This window comes from Tardiphaga sp. 215_C5_N2_1 (assembly GCF_052076055.1).
GTDB classification, from domain to species: Bacteria; Pseudomonadota; Alphaproteobacteria; order Rhizobiales; family Xanthobacteraceae; genus Tardiphaga; species Tardiphaga robiniae.
Window position 1 is genome coordinate 253,281 of record NZ_CP197240.1, and the last position, 15,626, is coordinate 268,906.

Here is a 15,626-nt window from a genome sequence, read left to right on the forward strand (position 1 = left end):
TTCTTCATTCCGCCGCCTCCATCCGCGCGCCATCCCGCGCCATGTCCACCACGACCAATCGCGTGCGGATGCGCTGGGAGGTGCCGTCCTGGAAACGGATCGTTGTGTCGACGGGGATATCCCGCGCGCCGCCATAGATGCCGTCGATGATATCGGCATATTTCTCGTTGATGACGCTGCGGCGGACCTTTCGAGTGCGGGTCAGTTCGCCGTCGTCGGCGTCGAGCTCCTTGTAGAGCAGCAGGAACTTGGCGATGCGCTGCGCCGGCGGCAGCGTGGCATTGACCGTCTCGACTTCCTTGCGGATCATCTCATAGACCTCCGGGCGCGACGACAGGTCCGTATAGGTCGTAAACGAGATGCGATTCTTCTCGGCCCATTTCGAGATGATCGAGAAGCGGATGCAGATCATCGCCGCGAGCGCATCGCGGTTGTCGCCAAGCACCACGGTCTCGGCGATATAGGGCGAGAACTTCAGCTTGTTCTCGATATATTGCGGGGAGAAGCGTTCACCGCGCGCGGTCTGCGCGAGATCCTTGATGCGGTCGATAACGACGAGCTGCTTGTTATCATTGAAATAGCCGGCATCGCCTGAATGCATCCAGCCATCGCGCAGATCGGCAGCGGAGGCCTCGGGCGATTTGTAATAGCCGAGGAACATATTGGGGTGTCTCACCACGATCTCGCCGACGCCCTGCACATCGGGATCGCGGACTTCGATCTCGATGCCACTGCCCATGGCAATGCCGGTGGTGTCGGGATCGACGGCGTCTGGCGGATGCAGCGTGAAGGCGCCCAGCGTTTCGGTCTGGCCATAGAGCGTGCGTAGCGGCACGCCCATGGCGCGGAAGAATTTGAACGTATCCGGGCCGAGCGCCGCGCCGCCGGTGGCGGCCGAGCGCAAGCGTGTGAAGCCGAGACGATCGCGCAGCGCGCGGAACAACAACGTATCGGCCACGGCCGAGCGCTTGCCGTTGGCAAGTGCGGATAGCCCGGACTTCATGCCGAGCTCATACAGGCTCTGCTTCAGCGGCGACGAATCCATCACCCGTGCGCGCACGTCAGCTGCGATACCTTCCCAGACGCGCGGCGCGAACAGCACGAAGGTCGGCGCGATCTCGCGAAAATCGTTCATCATGGTGTCGGCCTGCTCGACGAAGTTGACCTTCATCCGGCTCAGGAGACCTTTGCCGAGTGCGTAGACCTGTTCCATGATCCAGGGCAGCGGCAGTACCGAAACATATTCGTCGTCCGGCCCCTTCGGATCGAACGACAGATACACCGCGCAGTGGCCGAGCACGCGGCCCGCGGCGAGCATCGCGAGCTTTGGATTCGATGTGGTGCCTGACGTGGTGCAGAGGATCGCGACATCCTCGCCCTTGGTCGCATCGACGAGCTGGTCATAGAGTGCGGGTTCGCGCGCCGCGCGGTCGCGGCCCATCTGCGCAAGCCTGTCGGCTTCCAGCAGCCGTGGGTCGTCGTATTTCCGCATCCCGCGCGGGTCGCTGTAGATGATGTGCTTCAGCGCGGGCACGCGGTCGGCGAGGGTCAGCAGCTTGTCGACCTGTTCTTCATCTTCGGCGAAAACTATCTTCGCTTCGCCATAGTTGAGGAGATAGGCAGCTTCTTCGTCGAGCACGTCGCGATAGAGACCGAGGCTCATCCCGCCGATGGCATGCGCGGCGATCTCGGCAGCGACCCAGTCGGGCCGGTTGTCGCCGATGATGCCGATGACGTCGCCACGGGCGATGCCGAGCTCGACCATGCCGAGCGTGAAGTCCTTCACCCGGGCGTGGTAGTCGTTCCAGGTGAACTCCCGCCACAGGCCGAAGTCCTTTTCGCGCAGCGCGATCTCACTGCCATGTTCTTTGGCGTTGAGGCGCAGCAGCTTCGGATAGGTATCGGCCTGTTTGACGCGTCCGGCATAGTCCATCATGCGGCACTCTCCGCAGCGATAGGCGCATGGTCGGGATCGACGAGGGTTTCGTCTTCTTCACCGAGATAGGCGCGCTTGACGTGCGGGTCGGCGAGCACTGCAGCCGGATCGCCCTCGGCGATCTTGCGGCCGAAATCCAGCACCATCACGCGATGGGAGATGTCCATCACGACGCCCATGTCGTGTTCGATCATCATCACCGTCATCCCGTATTCTTCGTTGAGATCGACGATGTAACGCGCCATGTCCTCCTTCTCCTCGAAATTCATGCCGGCCATTGGCTCGTCGAGGAGGATGAGGTTGGGCTCCAGCGCCATCGCGCGGGCGAGTTCGACGCGTTTGCGCAGACCATAGGGAAGGGTGCCGGCGGTCGCCTTGCGCACGCTCTGCAGATCGAGGAAGTCGATGATCTCCTCGACCTTGCGGCGATGCTCGAGCTCTTCCTTGCGCGCGCCGGTCAGCCAGTACAGCGAGCCGGTGAGGAAGTTGTTCTTCAGGAGGTGATGGCGCCCGACCATGATGTTGTCGAGCACGCTCATATGATGAAACAGCGCGAGGTTCTGAAAGGTGCGGCCGATGCCGAGGCCGGGACGGGCGTTTGGATTGAGCCCGGTGATGTTCTTGCCGTGGTAGAACAACTCGCCTTCGGTGGGACGGTAGCGGCCGGAGATGCAATTGACGATGGAGGTCTTGCCGGCGCCGTTTGGCCCGATGATCGAGAACAGCTCGCCGTCATTGACAGCGAAGCTCACATCGGTGAGCGCGCGAACGCCACCAAAGCGCAGTGACACCCCGCGCACGTCCAGAGCAACCGCCACTCAAATCCTCCCAGATACGGCGCTTGTCGCGCTCTTTATCCACGTTCCTCGGATGGTCCCGAGCCTATATCGCCCGGTCACGCTAAGCCATTCTACTAATGACCTTTCGCGGTAGTCTTCCCTACGTCAAATCGGTATCCTGAAATGTCTCGCGGCGGACAATCTGCCTGCCAATTTGTCGCGCACGCGTTCTTTTGCGTTGCAACATTCGAAGTGAAGCCGGGCCCATGATTGCTGCAGATCATCTCAAGCGCATCGCGGCCTGGGCACGGGACCTGAACGAGAAGGAGATCGAGGTCGCGCGCGCCGGCATCGTCGAGAAGTCGTTCAAGGCGAATGAATTCGTCTGCATGCGCGGTGACCAGTTCGAATACTGGACCGGCGTTGTCAGCGGTCTGGCGAAGATCGGCACCATCTCACGCAGCGGCAAGGAGGTGAGCATCACCGGCCTCACGGCGGGCGCGTGGTTTGGCGAGGGCAGCGTGCTGAAGAACGAACCGCGACGTTACGACATTGTGCCGCTACGCGACTCCAAGCTGGCATTCATGGAGCGTCCGGCATTCATGTGGCTGTTCGAGAACAGTGTCGGCTTTAACCGCTTCCTGGTCTCGCTGTTGAACGAACGGCTCGGTCAGTTCATCGCGTTGACCGAGTACGGGCGCAGGCTCGATGCCACCGGGCGTCTCGCGCGTTGCATAGCTTCGCTCTTCAACCCGATCCTCTATCGTGACGCGACTAGGCATCTGGACATCACCCAGGAAGAGCTCGGTGCCATCACCGGCATATCACGGCAGAAGGCCAACCAATGCCTGCAGACGCTGGAGAAGGAGGGTCTGCTGCGCCTGGAATATGGCGGCGTGACAGTGGTCGATCTGGAGAAGCTAGGTAGCTACGGCGATTAGGGATTCCCTCTCCCCGCAAGCGGGGCGAGGTAAGGAAGTCGGCGCTCAGACCTCCAGCCATTCCCTGCGCACGGCGTCATTGGCCTTGAGTTCGGCGGGCGTGCCTTCGAACACGATCTTGCCGTGGCCCATCACATAGACCCGGTGCGAGATGCGCAGCGCGATGGAGAGCTTCTGCTCGACCAGCAGGATCGCCACGCCGCGGCGCGCGATCTCCGCGATGAGGTCGCCGACCTGCTGGACGATGATCGGTGCGAGGCCTTCGGTGGGCTCGTCGATCATCACGAGTTCAGGATCGCCCATCAGCGTCCGGCAGATCGTCAGCATCTGCTTCTCGCCGCCGGACAGCACGCCCGCTGCGGTATCGGCGCGCGCGGCGAGGTTCGGAAACATGCCGAGCATGTCGTCGAGTTTCCACTTGCCGGGCTGACGCGGATCCTTGATGCCCAGCATCAGGTTCTGCCGCACCGTGAGGCCCGGAAAGATGTCGCGATGCTCCGGTACGTAGCCGAGGCCGAGATGCGCGATCCTGAAGCTCGGCAGGCCGGCGATATTGGCGCCCTTGAAGGTGATCGTGCCGTGCGGCGGCACTTCACCCATGATGGCCTTCACGGTGGTGGAGCGCCCGACGCCGTTGCGGCCGAGCAGCGAGACCACTTCGCCGGCATCGATATGCAGATCGACGCCCTGCAGAATGTGGCTCTTGCCGTAATAGGCGTGCAGGTCCTGAACTTGGAGCATCACGCCACTTCCTCGCCGAGATAGGCTTCCTTGACCTTGGGATTGCCGCGGATTTCCTCCGGCGTCCCCGACGCGATGATCTGGCCATAGACCAGAACCGAGATGCGGTCGGCGAGGCCGAACACCACGCTCATGTCGTGCTCGACGATCAGCAGCGTGCGCCCCTCGGTCAGTCGCCGGATCAGCGCCACGGCGCGTTCGGTCTCAGCATGGCTCATGCCGGCCGTGGGTTCGTCCAGCAGGATGACATCGGCGCCGCCCGCAATGGTGATGCCGATTTCGAGCGCGCGCTGTTCGGCATAGGTCAAGAGACCTGCGGGCACGTCGCGGCGCGATACGAGGTTGATATCCTGCAGGATCTGCGCGGTGCGGTCGCGCACCTCGGGCAGGTTGTCGACATTCTTCCAGAACGCGTAACGATGCCCGGTCGCCCATAGCACGGCGCAGCGCAGGTTCTCCCACACGCTCATCTTGGCGAACACGTTGGTGACCTGGAACGAGCGCGACAATCCGCGCCGGTTGATCTGGAACGGTGGCAGGCCGGAGATCACCTGATCGCGCAGCAGGATGCTGCCGACTGATGGCTTCATGTAGCCGCTGATGAGATTGAACAGCGTCGACTTGCCGGCGCCGTTGGGACCGATCAGCGCGTGGCGTTCGCCTTGGGCGACCGTGAGATTGACGTTGCGGATCACGGAGGTGATGCCGAAGGTCTTTTCGACGCCGCGCAGTTCGATGGCGGTGCTCATGCGGCCACTCCCTTCTCGCGCGCGGCGGAGAGGGCGTCGTCCCAACTGCCGGCGACGCGCGCCCAGGTCTTGCGCGCAATGATGAAGCCGCCGATCAGCAGCACGGCGGCAACGGCCCAGATCGCAGGGTTCGCTGCATCGAATGGAATCCCGAAGGCCTTGATGTGTGAATCCTCGCCGGGATTGACGGTGAAGTGGACGGTGGTCTCGATCGCCAGCATCAGGCCGGTGATCATCGCCAGCGTCGGTACGAAGGCGACGAGATAGCTCGGCAGCACGCGGCTGAGCGTGCCGCCTTTCAGCAGCGGCCGGTGCATCATCAGCAGGCCTGTAATGCCGCCGGGCGCGAACATCACCACGGCGATGAAGATCAGGCCGAAATAGAGCTGCCAGACCTGCGTGAGATCGGAGAGGCCGAGCGACAGCAGCGTGACGAAGATCGCGCCGACGATTGGACCGATGAAGAAGCCGACGCCGCCGATATAGGTGGCGAACAACACGGTGCCGGATTGTACGGCGCCGAGATAGGCCGAATTGGCGATCTCGAAATTGATCGCGGCTAGCGCGCCGGCAATTCCGGCGAACAGGCCGGAGAAGCAGAACGCGATGTAACGGATGATGTGCGGATCGTAGCCGACGAACTGCACACGCTCGGGATTGTCGCGCACGGCGTTGCACATGCGCCCCAGCGGCGTGCGGGTGAGGGCATACATGGCGATGACGGCGATCAACGTCCAGGCCGCGACCAGATAGTAGATCTGGATCTGCGGGCCGAAGCTCCAGTCGAACAGACGAAGCACCTTGGTACGGTTGGCGGAGACGCCCGCTTCGCCGCCGAAGAAGGTGCGCAGGATTAGCGCCGAGGATGCGACGAGTTCTGCGACGCCAAGCGAGATCATCGCAAAGGCCGTACCGGAGCGCCGCGTCGACACCCAGCCGAGCAGCATGGCGAAGACGAGGCCGGCCGCGCCGCCGACCAAAGGCACCAGCGGCAGCGGGATCGCGAACTTGTTCCTGGCGATGATGTTGATGGCGTGGATCGCGAGAAAGCCGCCGAGGCCGTAATAGACGGCATGGCCGAACGACAGCATGCCGGTCTGGCCGAGCAGGATATTGTAGGACAGCGAGAAGATGATCGAGATGCCGATCAGGCTGAAGGTGGTCAGCGATCCGCCCGACGAGAACAGTTTCGGCAGCACCAGCAGCGCCAGCGCGGCGGCGATCCAGATGCCGTAGAACTTCAGCCGGTCGGAGGCGGCGGGGCGGGGCGGGGCGATGGTTGCCGGAATTTTGGCGGTGGCGTCGCTCATGTGTCGCGTGTTCCCAGCAGGCCCATCGGGCGGAAGATCAGGATCAGCACCAGCAGCAGATAGGGCATGATTGGTGCGATCTGGGCGACGGTGACGTTCCAGATGTCGGACAGCCAGGTGGCGGCATAGTCGGGGCTGAGCGGGCCGAAGGCGCCGGCCAGCGAGCCGTTCATCGACACCGCGAAGGTTTGCACGAGGCCGATCAGCAATGATGCGATGAAGGCACCAGGCAGCGAGCCAAGGCCGCCGACCACCACGACGACGAACAGGATCGGGCCAAGCAGGCCGGCCATGTTGGACTGCGTGACCAGTGCCGGGCCTGCGATCACGCCGGCGACGGCGGCGAGCGCGGTGCCGACGCCGAACACCAGCATGAAGATGCGTCCGACATTGTGCCCGAGATGGCCGACCATGTGCGGATGGGTCAGCGCCGCCTGTACGATCAGGCCGATGCGCGTGCGCTTCAGCACCACCAGCAATCCGATGAAGATCACGATGGAGACGACCAGCATGAAGATCTTGAAGGCCGGGTAGTTGGTGGAGAACAGTGTGAAGGCCGGGAAGTCGAGCAGCGGCGGTACGCGAAAATCGACCGGGCTCTTGCCCCAGATGATCTGCACGATCTCCTCGATGGCGAAAGCAAGCCCGAAGGTGAACAGCAGCTCGGCGACGTGGCCGTTCTTGTGGACGTGACGCAGGCCATAGCGTTCTACGGCGGCGCCGAGCGCGCCGGCCAGCAGCGGCGCAAGGATCAGCGCCGGCCAGAAGCCGAACCAGCGGCTGATCTGGAAGCCGAAGAAGGCGCCAAGCATATAGAAACTGGCATGGGCGAAGTTCAGCACGCCAAGCATGCTGAAGATCACCGTCAGGCCTGAGGCCATCAGGAACAGCAGCATGCCGTAGAGGACGCCGTTGAGCGTGGAGATGACGATCAGTTCAAGCACGAAGTATCTGCCTCTCGGGTGAGGAGTGTGCCGGAGTGCGGCGGCGTCTTAACCTCTCCCCGCTTGCGGGGAGAGGTCGGATTGCGCAGCAATCCGGGTGAGGGGGAGGCAGTGAGTGAAACTGAGAGTCCCCCTCATCCGTCCCGAACTTGCTCTGCAAGTTCGGTCCACCTTCTCCCCGCAGGCGGGGAGAAGGCAGGGCTTACGGCCGTTCCATCTTGCAGGTCGTCGGCAGCACCGTCTGCGGCGTGTCGATCTTCGCGGCCAGCTTCCAGCCCCAGCCGGTCTTTTCCTCGTCGAACGGCTCCTTGTCGGTGCGCTCGCCGAACGAGGCGATATACATCGGCTGGAAGAACTGATGGTCGTCCTTGCGCATATTGCCCTTGCCGCCGTCGAACACCTCGAACTCCATGCCTTCGAGGGCCGCCGCCACCTTCACCGGATCGAGCGACTTCGCTTTCTCGGCGGCCGCGGCGAACATGCGCATCTCGTTCACGGCGCGCGGATAGAACAGGCTGAAGTCATACTTGGCGCGCAGTGCCTTTTCGAACACGTCGGCCGAGGCATGGCCGAGATTCGGGATGCCTTCGGCGATCTGGAATACCTGATGATTCAGGCCGGCCTGTTTGATCGCGGTCGGGCCACCGGTGCCGCCGGCATAATAGGTGAACCAGCTTACCTTGAGGCCCGCGTCAGCCGCAGCCTTCAGCAAGAGGGCAAAATCCTGACCCCAGTTGCCGGTGATGACGCTGTCGGCGCCGGAGGCCTTGATCTTCGCAATATAGGGCGCGAAGTCCGTGATCTTCAGCAGCGGATGCAGTTCGTCGCCGACGATCTTGACGTCGGGTCGCTTGGCGCCGAGCATGGCGCGCGCCTGGCTGCGCACCGACTGACCGAACGAGTAGTCCTGATTGATCAGGTAGACGTTCTTCACCGCAGGCACGGTCTTGATGTAGTTGGTGAGCGCTTCCATCTTGATGTCTGAATTGGCATCCCAGCGGAAATGCCAGAAGCTGCATTTCTCGTTGGTCAGAACCGGATCGACGGCGGCATAGTTGAAGTACAGGACTTCCTTGCCGGGATTGCGGTCGTTGAACTTGGTGACGAAATCCGACAGCGCACCGGCGACCGACGAGCCGTTGCCCTGGGTGATGTAGCGAATGCCGCCATCGATCGCCTTCTGTGCCTGGATCAGGCTCTCTTGCGGATTGGTCTTGTTGTCGAGTGGGACGATCTCGACCTTCTTGCCGAGAATGCCGCCCTTGGCGTTCAGCTCGTCGGCGAGAAACTGGAAGGTCTTGAGGCCGACTTCGCCGACGCTGGCGCCGCCGCCGGACAGTGGATCGATATAGCCGATCTTCACGGTCTCCTGCGCCATCACCGTGCCGCCGAGCATCGGCAGCGCAATGGACGCAATGAGGGCTAGTTTGCGCATGGTGTTTCTCCCTGGAAGCATTTGTGCTGGCCGTTTTCGCGACGCCGAATCTTTTGATCCATCCGTCGCTGGCCTTATGCCGGGAGTGTGAGCCATGGCGGTAGAAGCTGCAAGCCTCACTTGCAGCCTCACTTGGTCGTAGGCGCGGCCTTCGCTTTCTTGGATATTGCAGCGTCGCCAATGATTTCCGCGGCGCGCAATTGGTCGATTTCGATGGCACTGAGGCCCAGGAGATCGCGCAGGACTTCCTCATTGTGCTGGCCGAGCGTCGGCGCCAGCCGGGTGATCGGGTAGGGCAGTTTTGCACTGCCTTCGCGATAGGCAACGGAGGGCAGTAGATGCGGGCCCATAAATACCTTGGTCACAGGCTGCCAATGTCCGACTGCGAGCAGGTGCGGATCCCCGGCCAGATCGAGCGGCAGTCGCGCGGTACCCGCGGGCACGCCGGCGTCCTGCAGCGTCACCATGGCCAGATCCGGCCGCACCGTCGTCGTCCAATGCCGGACCGCGACCTCAATACGGTCCTCTTCGGCGCGGCGTCCCTCGGCTGTGGCAAGTGCGGCGTCATCGGCCAGGTCGTTGCGATGCATGACCTTGCACAGCGCCCGCCATTCGTCGTCGCTGCGCACGGCAATGGTGATCCACTGATCTTCGCCGAGACAGAGAAAGCAACCGTTCGGCACGAAGCGCGGATGCCGGTTGCCAATGCGCGGGCCGGATTTGCCGGTGGCTGATTGCTCGATGACCGAGGGTGCGACAAGAGGCAGCAGGGCTTCCGTCGCACTGAGATCGATGTGTTGGCCGAGGCCGGTATTCTTCTGATGCATGAAGCCGAGCATCAATGCCGCCGCGGCACTGACGCCGCCGAAGGGATCACCAAGCGCGGCATGCAGCATGGTCGGCGGATCGCCCTCACGCCCGGTCACTGACGGCAGGCCGGAAGCTTGCTCCAGCGTCGAACCATAGGCACGCACGCCGCTCCATGGGCCGGTCATGCCGAAGGCGGGCATGGTCACGACGACGAGACGCGGATTGATCTTGTGCATGGCTGCAGCATCAAGGCCCATGCGCGGCAGCACGTCGGCGGCATAATTGTCGATCACCGCATCGGCGCCGGCGAGCAATTGCTTCAGCAGCTCCTTGCCGCGGGGATTGGTGAGATCCAGCGTGATGCCGCGCTTGTTGCGGTTCATCTGCTGAAACCAGTAGATTTTCTCGTAGGTGCGTTCGGGAAAATACGGGCCGCGTGGATCGGTGCCACGAAACCAGTCGGGATACTGGCAGGACTCGACCTTGATGACGTCGGCGCCGAGATCGCCCATCTGCCGTGTTGCCGATGGCCCGGCCCATCCCATGGTGAGATCGATAATGCGCAGCCCCTTCAGCGGCTGCGGATCATCAGGTGTTGCCTGCCGCGTCGCTACGCGCTGATGCGTGGGCAGGGCGTCGATCGTGTCATCGCCGGCAAATGGCGCGCGGCCATTGGGCTTCGGCCGCGAGCCGGTGAGTGTCTGCGGCAGCACCGGCGCATCGAATGATGCCGTTCCAATCTCGACTTTCGCGAAAGCGCCGCGATCGCGATAGTATTGCTGCTTCAGCAGCGTCTCCATGTCGGGCACGACAGCGAGCGGAAGACGCAGCTTGATGCCCATCTCGAACCATTCGTTGGCGCTCTTGTGCATCAGGATGGGCTGGAAGATATCGAACAGCGCTTTGGAATTGTTGGTGCGCGCGAGACCGTCGTTGAACTGCGGCTCTGTCTCCAGTTCGGGAAGGCCGAGCATCACGCAGAATGCGGCCCATTGCGCCGGTGTCACGACGGTGATGCCGAGCCAGCCGTCTTTGGTTGGAAAATTGCCGACGGGATAGCCGCGGCCGAACCGGTTGATGGCCATGCGTGGCCGCGTGAAGCCGACCTCCAGCGCGAGTCCTGTGTCGAACTCGCTGATCTGCAGCATCGCCTCATGTGCGCTGACGGCAAAGCGTCGTGCGCCGGTGTTGCGATCATACATGCCAGCCAGCGTCGGGATGAACGCAGTGAGGCCGGCCATGACGGCGATCTGGCCGTCGCGCGGCAGCACCGGCGGGCCTTCCTGCGCACCGACCAGCTTCACGCTGCCCGCGAGACTGCGACAGACGGAGTCCGTCGTCTGATAATTGCTGTAGAGGCCGTGTTCGCCGAACCACGAGATCGCGGTGATCGCGAGGCCGGGTTGCTCGTTGCGCAGATCATCATGCGTCAGGAGTGAGTTCGGAATCTCCGAAGGCGCGCGCGCGTCGATCAGCAGGTCGCATGTCGCAAGCAATGCACGAACACGCGCGACATCGTCGGACTTGTTGAGATCGGCGATGACACTGCGCTTGTTGGTATTCAGCCAGGCGAAATATCCGCTCTCGCGGCGGCCATTGCCGGCATCGACGAGCGGCGGGTATTGCCGCGCATGATCGCCGCCCGGCGGTTCGATCTTGATGACCTCGGCGCCGAAATCGGAAAACAGTTTGCCGCAGTAATCCAGCGTATCGCCGGATCCGATTTCCGCGACACGCAAATCCGATAGTGGCAAGTTTGGCATTTCCGCCCGATCATTTTTTTATGTGTCGGGGCATCATGTCGAGATGTGTGCGGGCGTCAAGTCATTCGGCGCGCGCTGCAGCCTTGTCGAGCGCGATCGACATCGCCGAGATCAGCGGCTTCATGAAGAACGCATCATTGGCTGGATAGATGTCGGCCTCGAGGCCGTACGATTTCAATTCATCAGACACGACGGGACCAACCGATGCGATCGGTGTCTTTGCAAGTGCACTGCGCAATTGATCCTCGCGGCCATGCGCCTTCGCAGCATCGACGAGACGGCGCACCTGACCCGAACTCGTCAGCGCGATGGCATCGACGCGGCCGGCTTCCATTTCGTCGATGGCCGAGAGGATGTTCGTTTCAGCGGCCTTGGAGTCGTAGACGTAAGGCAGCACCGTATCGACCTCGGCGCCGCAGGCGGTGATCGCTGATATCAGAACGGTGTGGTCCTTCTCGGGATAGAGCTGCAGGCCGAGGCGATGGCCTTTGAGATCGAGCCGCGACAGCATTTCGGCGACGCCTTCGGAGGTCGGCTTCTCGGTGGTGATGTCAGCCTCGAGGCCGATCTCGCGCAAGGCGCGACCGGGCTTCGGTCCGCGTGCGAATTTGCGGGATTTGCCGACCGCGGCGACGAACTCTTTTTCGATGCCGCGTTGACGCACGATTTTCATCATCCGGCGAAGCCCTTCGCCGGTCATTAAAACGAGGTCGTCGAACGGGTTAGCAATGAACCGGCCGATCCAGGCCTCGACCGGAGCGGAATCCGGCGCGTCCTCGATGGTGAACATCGGACATTGCAGCACATTGGCGCCCTGTTCGGTCAGCAGGCGGGAGAATTGCGCTTCCTCGCGGGTCTCCAGGATCAGGATGCGGTAACCGTTGAGCTTGTCAGCCATCTCTGTTTTCTGCCTGTTTTCGCACGTTAATTCGCTGGCAATGACGTCCATATTGCAGCGCGCAATTGGATTGGCGCAAGGCCGCCGCGGATGATAGAGCAGGGCCTCAATTTCCAGTTCACTTGAAGCAGATCAGCCCGTCCCATGTCCCATCAATATGTTCTGACCCTGTCCTGTCCAGATCGCCCCGGCATCGTGTCCGCTGTATCGACCTTCCTGGCCCAAAATGGCCAGAATATTCTCGATGCCCAGCAGTTCAACGATGTCGAGACCGGCCACTTCTTCATGCGCGTCGTGTTCAACGCCGCGGATGTGAATGTCGAGCTGGCGGCGCTGAAGACCGGCTTCGGGGCCATCGCCGAGCGCTTCAAGATGGACTGGCAGATGCGGGACCGGGCGACCCGTCGCCGCGTCATGCTGCTGGTGTCGAAGTCCGATCACTGCCTCGTTGATATCCTGTATCGCTGGCGCACCGGCGATCTCGACATGATCCCGACCGCGATCGTCTCGAATCATCCGCGCGAAGCCTTCAAGGATCTCGATTTCGGCGACATCCCGTTCCACCACATGCCGATCACCAAGGAGACCAAGCGCGAGCAGGAGCAGGCGATCTGGGATCTGGTCGGCACGACCGAGACCGAGCTCGTGGTGCTGGCGCGTTACATGCAGATCCTGTCCGACGAGATGTCGGCGAAACTGTCCGGCAAGTGCATCAACATCCATCATTCGTTCCTGCCGGGCTTCAAGGGCGCACGGCCCTATCACCAGGCCCATGCCCGCGGCGTCAAGCTGATCGGCGCCACCGCGCATTACGTGACCAGCGATCTCGACGAAGGTCCGATCATCGACCAGGACGTCGAGCGCATCAGCCATCGCGACACGCCGGAAGAACTCGTGGCCAAGGGCCGCGACATCGAGCGCCGCGTGCTGGCGCGCGCCATGCGCTATCACCTTGAGGATCGGGTGATCCTCAACGGCATGAAGACCGTCGTTTTCATGAACTGACCGACGCCGTCGCGGCGTCGGTGACACCGCGATCAGCGAACAGCCTCTGCCGAGGGCGATGTGGCGGGGTCCGGCCCCGTCATGGCGCCGGATTGCTGCTGCTCATGTCGCTTCGCATAGGCTTCGTATTCCGGGCTGCCCGGACGCGGCGGCGCGTCTGCGGGCAGGCCGCCGGCCCATGCCGGGATCAGGTCGGCCATGCCACCGGCCATGAATGAACTGATTGAGCCACAACCGCCAAGGCTGCAGGACAACAGCACAAGACAGACAAAAACGGGGACGCGGCGGGCTACTGGCATGGCGGCAACATCATTTGAGGCGGTCTGCGGAATATAGCAGATCTGCGACGGGTTTTGCCGAGAATTCACGGCAAATCAATGGTCAAATATTACCGAGCGTGGCTGGACGGCCTCAGCGCTCCGGCAATCCGGCCGCGATGAGCGCCTGTTCGATCCGGCCGCGCGCTTCCATATATGCGGCGCTGACATTCTTGGTCGGGATCCCGATGTTGCTCACTGTCGAACCGGGCCGCAGCTTCAAGCCTTGCGTCAAAGCCGCCTGTGCTTCGTCCGTGCGGCCCAACCGCTGGTAGGCCGCGGCCAGCAGCACAAGCGGACGCCCGGAGGCCGGCGTGATGGCGATGGACCGTTGCAGCCAGGGCAATGCTTCTTCGTCGCGGCCCATCATCAGGTAGCTCACTCCCGCGCCAAGCAGCCAGGTCCAGCGCGACACCGGCGGCGTATCAAACCGGTTGGCTTGCTTGAACGTTGCCAGCGCGTCCTCGAACCGGCCAAGCGGAAGTTGCCCGAGGCCTATGTGGTACAACGCCATTCCGTTCCAGGGATCGAACGCCAATGTTCTGGCGCAAACCACCAGGCTTTCGACAAATTCATTGGTCGCGTTGAGAAAGCGGCAATAGGCTTCGAGCACCGGAATAGAACTGGGTCTGGTCCGCACCGCGCGCTCCAGCATGGCCTTGGCATTTTTCTCCGCTGCGGCGGCGTCGTCCGGGCCGTACCAGACCATCTGGATGCCGCGCATTTGCAGCGCCGCGAGCGCGACTTGCAGGTCGGCATTGTTGGGCTCTTCGGCGAGCGCTTTTTCCAGCATCGCCTGCGCCGTGGCGAAACGCTCGCGTGTGGTCTGGTTGATTGAGGCGATGGCCTGCTCGATCGCAACCCTGGCATTGCCGGGCGAACGGCCGACGGTTGCAGCGGTTCGTGCACCCGGCTCAAGAAGCGCGTTGATGCGAAGCGCGAGCGGATGTCCAAGTCCCGCCGCCAGCCGGGACCGTTGCATCCCGAGGTCTGGCTCTTCCAGGTCTGAATCCTTGAAGCTGACGGCCACCGGCACAGTCCACACCACTTCGCCGGTCGCCGTCCTAGTCATGCGCGCACGCAGCTCCCACGACCGCTCGCCTTTCGCCAGTTCGCCATTCACGACGAAGTCCGGTTGTGTCGCAAGTGGCGATGCCGGCTGCGGCGCGGTTTGCGTCATCACGCGAATATTGTCGATCTTCGCCAGGCCATCGACGAGACGCGTGGTCACGTTCGCTGCCGTCTCGGCGACCTGACTGTCGCTGCCCACACCGGCGATCGGCATCACGGCGATGGTCGGCGGCGCTCGCCCGAAGATGACATCCGGACCGAAGATCGGGGCGGCAACGGCCAGTCCAACGATCGCGCCGAGCCCCGCCATTGCGGCGAGCGCCGCGGGTCCGCGCAAGCCGAACAACCGCCGCCGTTCGACGGGTTCAGCGGCGGCCACGGCGCGGGCAGGCTCCCCGCTCAAGGCGGCCAGCGGCAACGCGGCTGGCGTCTCCACGGCGGCCGGTTCGGCCAACATCTCGACATCGAACATATAGCCGCGGCCGGACACGAGCTTGATCACCTGCCGCTGATCGTCGCCCAGCGCGGTACGAAGCTCCCGGATGCACTGAAACAGGCTGTCTTCGCCGACATGGACGTTCGGCCAGACCGCCTCCATCAGCTCCTGTTTGCTGATGATGCGGCCGGCGTTGGCTGCGAACAGCGCCAGCATATCGAAGGTTTTCGGCCGAAGCTTGATGGCTTTGCCGTCTGGCCCGCGCAGCTCGGCGCGCAGCCGATCAAATTCAAAGCCAGCAAAACGGTACACCGTGCCTCCGCGGTTTCCCGAAACCGTCCGGGGCCAGCAATTACCAGAAAACGCGCCGTGCGGGCGTCTGATCGCAAGATATCAGAAAAACTTCAGAAAATACGCGCGCTGCTTCAGGACGCCCGCGCGCCACCCGTGCGACGTTGATTCTGCCGTCTCGGGCCTTCGGTTGCCGAAAT

General features: G+C 62.7%; 13 protein-coding genes. 2 read left to right on the forward strand and 11 right to left on the reverse strand.

Annotation, left to right across the window (positions count from 1 at the left end; all coding sequences use genetic code 11):
* Window positions 1-4 precede the first annotated feature (4 nt).
* Together AB7828_RS01175 and AB7828_RS01180 are read right to left on the reverse strand one after the other, a co-directional pair.
* Complete coding sequence (locus AB7828_RS01175) at window positions 5-1,936, reverse strand: long-chain fatty acid--CoA ligase (RefSeq protein WP_441229166.1); 1,932 nt, start codon at window positions 1,934-1,936, stop codon at window positions 5-7.
* Entirely contained in the window at window positions 1,933-2,754 is an 822-nt protein-coding gene (locus AB7828_RS01180; protein ID WP_441229167.1) for an ABC transporter ATP-binding protein, read from the reverse strand. The genes AB7828_RS01175 and AB7828_RS01180 overlap by 4 nt, the downstream gene beginning before the upstream one ends.
* A gap of 227 nt (window positions 2,755-2,981) precedes the next feature.
* Here AB7828_RS01180 and AB7828_RS01185 point away from each other — a divergent pair, with 227 nt between their 5' ends.
* A complete protein-coding gene (locus AB7828_RS01185) occupies window positions 2,982-3,656 on the forward strand; it encodes a Crp/Fnr family transcriptional regulator (protein ID WP_231077460.1) in 675 nt (224 codons plus the stop codon).
* Window positions 3,657-3,701: 45 nt separating this feature from the next.
* Here the strand turns inward: AB7828_RS01185 and AB7828_RS01190 are convergent, their stop codons facing one another.
* The 7 genes from AB7828_RS01190 to AB7828_RS01220 form a co-directional block, all read right to left on the reverse strand.
* Window positions 3,702-4,397: an ABC transporter ATP-binding protein gene (locus AB7828_RS01190; RefSeq protein ID WP_441229168.1), complete on the reverse strand. Its 696-nt coding sequence runs from the start codon at window positions 4,395-4,397 to the stop codon at window positions 3,702-3,704.
* On the reverse strand, window positions 4,397-5,146 hold the full coding sequence (locus AB7828_RS01195) for an ABC transporter ATP-binding protein (protein ID WP_231077459.1): 750 nt from the start codon (window positions 5,144-5,146) through the stop codon (window positions 4,397-4,399). The genes AB7828_RS01190 and AB7828_RS01195 overlap by 1 nt, the downstream gene beginning before the upstream one ends.
* Window positions 5,143-6,456 (reverse strand): branched-chain amino acid ABC transporter permease, encoded by a 1,314-nt coding sequence (locus AB7828_RS01200; RefSeq protein ID WP_441229169.1) that lies wholly within the window; start codon window positions 6,454-6,456, stop codon window positions 5,143-5,145. Before AB7828_RS01200 ends, AB7828_RS01195 begins: the two co-directional genes overlap by 4 nt.
* Complete coding sequence (locus AB7828_RS01205) at window positions 6,453-7,400, reverse strand: branched-chain amino acid ABC transporter permease (RefSeq protein WP_068738207.1); 948 nt, start codon at window positions 7,398-7,400, stop codon at window positions 6,453-6,455. The genes AB7828_RS01200 and AB7828_RS01205 overlap by 4 nt, the downstream gene beginning before the upstream one ends.
* A 202-nt stretch (window positions 7,401-7,602) precedes the next feature.
* Window positions 7,603-8,835: a branched-chain amino acid ABC transporter substrate-binding protein gene (locus AB7828_RS01210; RefSeq protein ID WP_441229170.1), complete on the reverse strand. Its 1,233-nt coding sequence runs from the start codon at window positions 8,833-8,835 to the stop codon at window positions 7,603-7,605.
* A gap of 128 nt (window positions 8,836-8,963) precedes the next feature.
* Window positions 8,964-11,408 carry a CoA transferase gene (locus AB7828_RS01215; RefSeq protein ID WP_441229171.1) on the reverse strand — a complete coding sequence of 815 codons (2,445 nt, stop codon included), beginning with the start codon at window positions 11,406-11,408 and terminating at the stop codon, window positions 8,964-8,966.
* 61 nt (window positions 11,409-11,469) lie between these two features.
* Complete coding sequence (locus tag AB7828_RS01220) at window positions 11,470-12,306, reverse strand: uroporphyrinogen-III synthase (RefSeq protein ID WP_231077456.1); 837 nt, start codon at window positions 12,304-12,306, stop codon at window positions 11,470-11,472.
* A 144-nt stretch (window positions 12,307-12,450) separates the two neighbouring features.
* On the opposite strand from AB7828_RS01220, the gene purU reads away from it, so the two are divergent.
* Window positions 12,451-13,311 carry a formyltetrahydrofolate deformylase gene (purU, locus tag AB7828_RS01225; protein WP_231077455.1) on the forward strand — a complete coding sequence of 287 codons (861 nt, stop codon included), beginning with the start codon at window positions 12,451-12,453 and terminating at the stop codon, window positions 13,309-13,311.
* 32 nt (window positions 13,312-13,343) lie between these two features.
* Here purU and AB7828_RS01230 read toward each other — a convergent pair whose 3' ends face one another.
* The gene (locus AB7828_RS01230) at window positions 13,344-13,523 is read right to left on the reverse strand and encodes a hypothetical protein (protein WP_092147566.1); all 180 of its coding nucleotides are present in this window, start codon (window positions 13,521-13,523) and stop codon (window positions 13,344-13,346) included.
* A 199-nt stretch (window positions 13,524-13,722) separates the two neighbouring features.
* The gene (locus tag AB7828_RS01235) at window positions 13,723-15,447 is read right to left on the reverse strand and encodes a winged helix-turn-helix domain-containing protein (protein WP_175366722.1); all 1,725 of its coding nucleotides are present in this window, start codon (window positions 15,445-15,447) and stop codon (window positions 13,723-13,725) included.
* Window positions 15,448-15,626: the final 179 nt, after the last annotated feature.